Genomic DNA, 3973 nt, shown 5'->3' on the forward strand with positions numbered 1-3973 from the left:
CGAGGGAACGACCGCCACGCCGTCGGCCAAGCCGACGGAGAGCACGCGGCCCTCGCCGACCGCCACCCCGACGACCGGGCCCACGGCGACGGCGACGGCGACCCCGTCCGCCGAGCCGACGACGGCACCCTCCGTCACCCCGTTCCCGACGCGGACCGGACCGGTGACGCCGCAGGGGGCGGGGGAGCGGGCACCCGCCACGACGGCCCCCGCGCCCACCGCCACGCCGACCCCGGCCGCCACGCCCACCCCGACTCCGACCCCGACGCCGACGAAGTCGGTCGACCCGCTCGACCCGCTGGGCGTGGGCGACGCCTTGAAGGACCTTCTCGACGGCCCGGGGACCGGGCCGACGGCCACCGCCCCGGCGGCGCCGACGGCCACCGCCCCGGCGGCGCCGACGACCACGGCCCCGGCGCCGACCGCTCCGCCCGCCGTGCGGCCGGTCGTCGAACCCGACGCCCCGGCCACGACGGCTCCCGCGGCCACCGCTCCCGCCACGACCGCTCCCCGGCCGACGCGGACCGCCGACCCGGCGGCCGACGCGGTCAGGGACGGCATCGAGAAGGCGGCCAGGGAGGCGGGCGCCACCGTCCAGGAGCTCCCGGAGAGCGCCAAGGGCCTCGACCCCAGGAAGGACGAGGACATCCCCGAGGGCGCCAAGCCCCGGTTCCCGTGCCCCGTGCCGGACCCGGAGGCGCTCGCCGCGGCCGAACTGGAGCCGGGGATCCCGCTGCTCCCGGACGACCCCTGGCGCCTGGAGAGCACCAAGCTCACCCTCAAGGGCCTCAAGTACCACGGCATCGTGGAGGTGAAGACCGGCAGCGGCAAGATCAAGAAGGCGCTGAAGTTCACCGCGAGCAACGGCGTCGTGATCAGGGACCTGCACCAGCTGACGGTCCATTCGCCGGGCTTCACCGGCCATGTCCGCTCGGAGCGGGACTCGGACTCGACCATCACCGGGGGCACGGTGACCATGTACACCGAGGAGCTGAAGGGAAACCTCTTCGGCATCTTCCCGGTCACCTTCAGCCCTCAGACCCCGCCCCCGCTGGACGTCTCGTACGCGATGTTCACCGACGTGACGGTCATCCAGGCGGGCCAGTTCGGCGGCACCCTCGCGATCAAGGGCCTGCACAACACGATCGAGCCCGACTGATCTCCGTACGACGCCGATCGAGCCGGAAACGCCGGTGGGCCGCACCCCCCGCGAAGGGGTGCGGCCCACCGCTGTCCGGCCTCGCGGGCGTCAGTCGCGCTCGCCGCCGCCCAGGTGGTGGACGCGGACCATGTTGGTGGTGCCCGGGACGCCGGGCGGGGAGCCGGCGGTGATGACCATCAGGTCGCCCTCGTTGTAGCGCTGGAGCTTCAGGAGCTCGGCGTCGACGAGGTCGACCATCGCGTCGGTGGTCTCCACGAAGGGGGCGAGGAAGGACTCGACGCCCCAGCTCAGGGTGAGCTGGTTGCGGGTCGACTCGTCCGTCGTGAAGGCGAGGATCGGCTGGGAGGCGCGGTAGCGGGACAGGCGGCGGGCCGTGTCACCGGACTTGGTGAAGGCGACGAGGGCCTTGCCGTCCAGGAAGTCCGCGATCTCGCAGGCCGCGCGGGCGACGGAGCCGCCCTGGGTGCGGGGCTTCTTGCCGGGGACCAGGGGCTGGAGGCCCTTGGAGAGCAGCTCCTCCTCGGCCGCCGTGACGATCTTCGACATCGTCTTGACGGTCTCGATCGGGTACGCGCCGACCGAGGACTCGGCCGAGAGCATGACCGCGTCCGCGCCGTCCAGGATCGCGTTGGCGACGTCGCTCGCCTCGGCGCGGGTCGGCCGCGAGTTGGTGATCATCGACTCCATCATCTGGGTGGCGACGATGACCGGCTTGGCGTTGCGGCGGCACATCTCGACCAGGCGCTTCTGCACCATCGGGACGCGCTCCAGCGGGTACTCCACGGCGAGGTCGCCACGGGCCACCATGACCGCGTCGAAGGCGGCGACGACGTCCGCCATGTTCTCGACGGCCTGCGGCTTCTCCACCTTGGCGATGACGGGGACCCGGCGGCCCTCCTCGTCCATCACCTTGTGGACGTCCTTGACGTCGTCGGCGTTGCGGACGAAGGAGAGCGCGACCATGTCGCAGCCCATGCGCAGCGCGAAACGGAGGTCCTCGACGTCCTTCTCGGAGAGGGCCGGGACGTTGACCGCCGCGCCGGGCAGGTTGATGCCCTTGTGGTCGGAGATGACACCGCCCTCGACCACGATCGTCTTGACCCGGGGGCCCTCGACCTCGACGACCCGCAGTTCGACGTTGCCGTCGTTGATCAGGACCTGGTCGCCCTTGGAGACGTCCCCGGGCAGGCCCTTGTAGGTGGTGCCGCAGATGGACTTGTCGCCCGGGACGTCCTCGGTGGTGATGGTGAACTCGTCACCGCGCACCAGCTCGACCGGACCCTCCGCGAAGGTCTCCAGACGGATCTTGGGGCCCTGGAGGTCGGCGAGCACACCGACGGCGCGGCCGGTGTCGGCCACCGCCCTGCGGAGGCGGTCGTACCGCTCCTGGTGCTCTGCCTGGGTTCCGTGGCTCATGTTGAAGCGGGCCACGTTCATGCCGGCCTCGATGAGAGCCTTCAGCTGCTCATACGAGTCGACGGCGGGGCCCAGCGTGCAGACGATTTTGGAACGGCGCATGAGGCGGATCCTATCGGTTTGTTTCACTGCGGAATATTCCGACTGGCGGAAAGTACAAATGGGCGCGGTCCCGCTCAGGCGTTCACTTCTACGGCGCGGGCGCCACCAGAGCGAAGGTCTGCCGGGCGATCTCCAGCTCCTCGTCCGTCGGCACCACGGCGACCGCCACCCGCGCGTACTCCGGCGAGATGATCCGCGCCCCGCCGGAGCGCACGGCGTTGAGGTCCGCGTCCACCGCGAGCCCCAGCTCCTCCAGGCCCGCGACGGCAGCCTCCCGTACCGCGGCCGCGTTCTCGCCGACCCCCGCCGTGAACACCACCGCGTCCACCCGGCCGAGCACCGCGTAGTACGCGCCGATGTACTTCTTCAGGCGGTGGATGTAGATGTCGAACGCGAGCGCCGCCCGCTCGTCGCCCTCCTCGACCCGCCGGCGGATCTCCCGCATGTCGTTGTCGCCGCAGAGGCCGAGCAGCCCGGACCGCTTGTTGAGGAGGACGTCGACCTCGTCCTCGGACATGCCGGCCACCCGCTTCAGGTGGAAGGTGACCGCCGGGTCGATGTCGCCCGAGCGGGTCCCCATGACCAGGCCCTCCAGCGGGGTCAGGCCCATGGAGGTGTCGACGCACCGGCCGCCGCGCACGGCGGACGCGGACGCGCCGTTGCCCAGGTGCAGCACGATCACGTTCACCTCCTCCGGCGCCTTGCCGAGCAGGCGGGCCGTCTCCCGCGAGACGTACGCGTGCGAGGTGCCGTGGAAGCCGTACCGCCGGATGCGGTGCGCGTCCGCCGTCTCGACGTCGATCGCGTACCGCGCCGCCGACTCCGGCATCGTCGTGTGGAAGGCGGTGTCGAAGACCGCCACCTGCGGCAGGTCGGGGCGCAGGTCCCTCGCCGTACGGATGCCGACCAGGTTCGCCGGGTTGTGCAGCGGCGCCACCGGCACCAGGCGCTCGATCTCCGCGAGCACCGCGTCGTCGATGACCGTCGGCTCGGTGAACCGCAGCCCGCCGTGCACCACCCGGTGGCCGATCGCCGCCAGCTCGGGGGAGTCCAGGCCGAGCCCGTCCGCCGCCAGCTCCTCGGCGACCGCCTTCAGCGCCGCCGCGTGGTCGGCGATCGGACCGGTCCGCTCACGCCGCTCGCCCCCCTCCCGCAGCGGGGTGTGCGCGAGCCGCGAGGTCTCCTCGCCGATGCGCTCCACCAGGCCGGCCGCGAGCCGCGCGCCGTCCTCCATGTCGAGCAGCTGGTACTTCACCGACGAGGAGCCGGAGTTGAGGACGAGGACCCGGGAGG

At 72.1% G+C, this 3973-nt stretch carries 3 protein-coding genes; 1 reads left to right on the forward strand and 2 read right to left on the reverse strand.

The features are described 5' to 3' along the window. Positions 1-163 precede the first annotated feature (163 nt). Positions 164-1159, forward strand: a complete 996-nt coding sequence (locus RIF68_RS30040; RefSeq protein ID WP_309054431.1) for a hypothetical protein — start codon at positions 164-166, stop codon at positions 1157-1159. Between the two features lie 90 nt (positions 1160-1249). Here the strand turns inward: RIF68_RS30040 and pyk are convergent, their stop codons facing one another. Next, entirely contained in the window at positions 1250-2680 is a 1431-nt protein-coding gene (pyk, locus tag RIF68_RS30045; protein WP_309054432.1) for a pyruvate kinase, read from the reverse strand. A gap of 88 nt (positions 2681-2768) precedes the next feature. Continuing rightward, positions 2769-3973, reverse strand: a 1205-nt coding sequence (locus tag RIF68_RS30050) for an acetate kinase (RefSeq protein WP_309054433.1), incomplete at its 5' end; no start/stop codon positions are given.

The sequence above is a fragment of the Streptomyces sp. genome (genome assembly GCF_031178505.1).
Lineage (GTDB): Bacteria > Actinomycetota > Actinomycetes > Streptomycetales > Streptomycetaceae > Streptomyces > Streptomyces gulbargensis.

Bases quoted from the DNA above. Each gene is read 5' to 3' on its own strand.
- pyk (WP_309054432.1), bottom strand. From the start codon at position 2,680: ATGCGCCGTTCCAAAATCGTCTGCACGCTGGGCCCCGCCGTCGACTCG.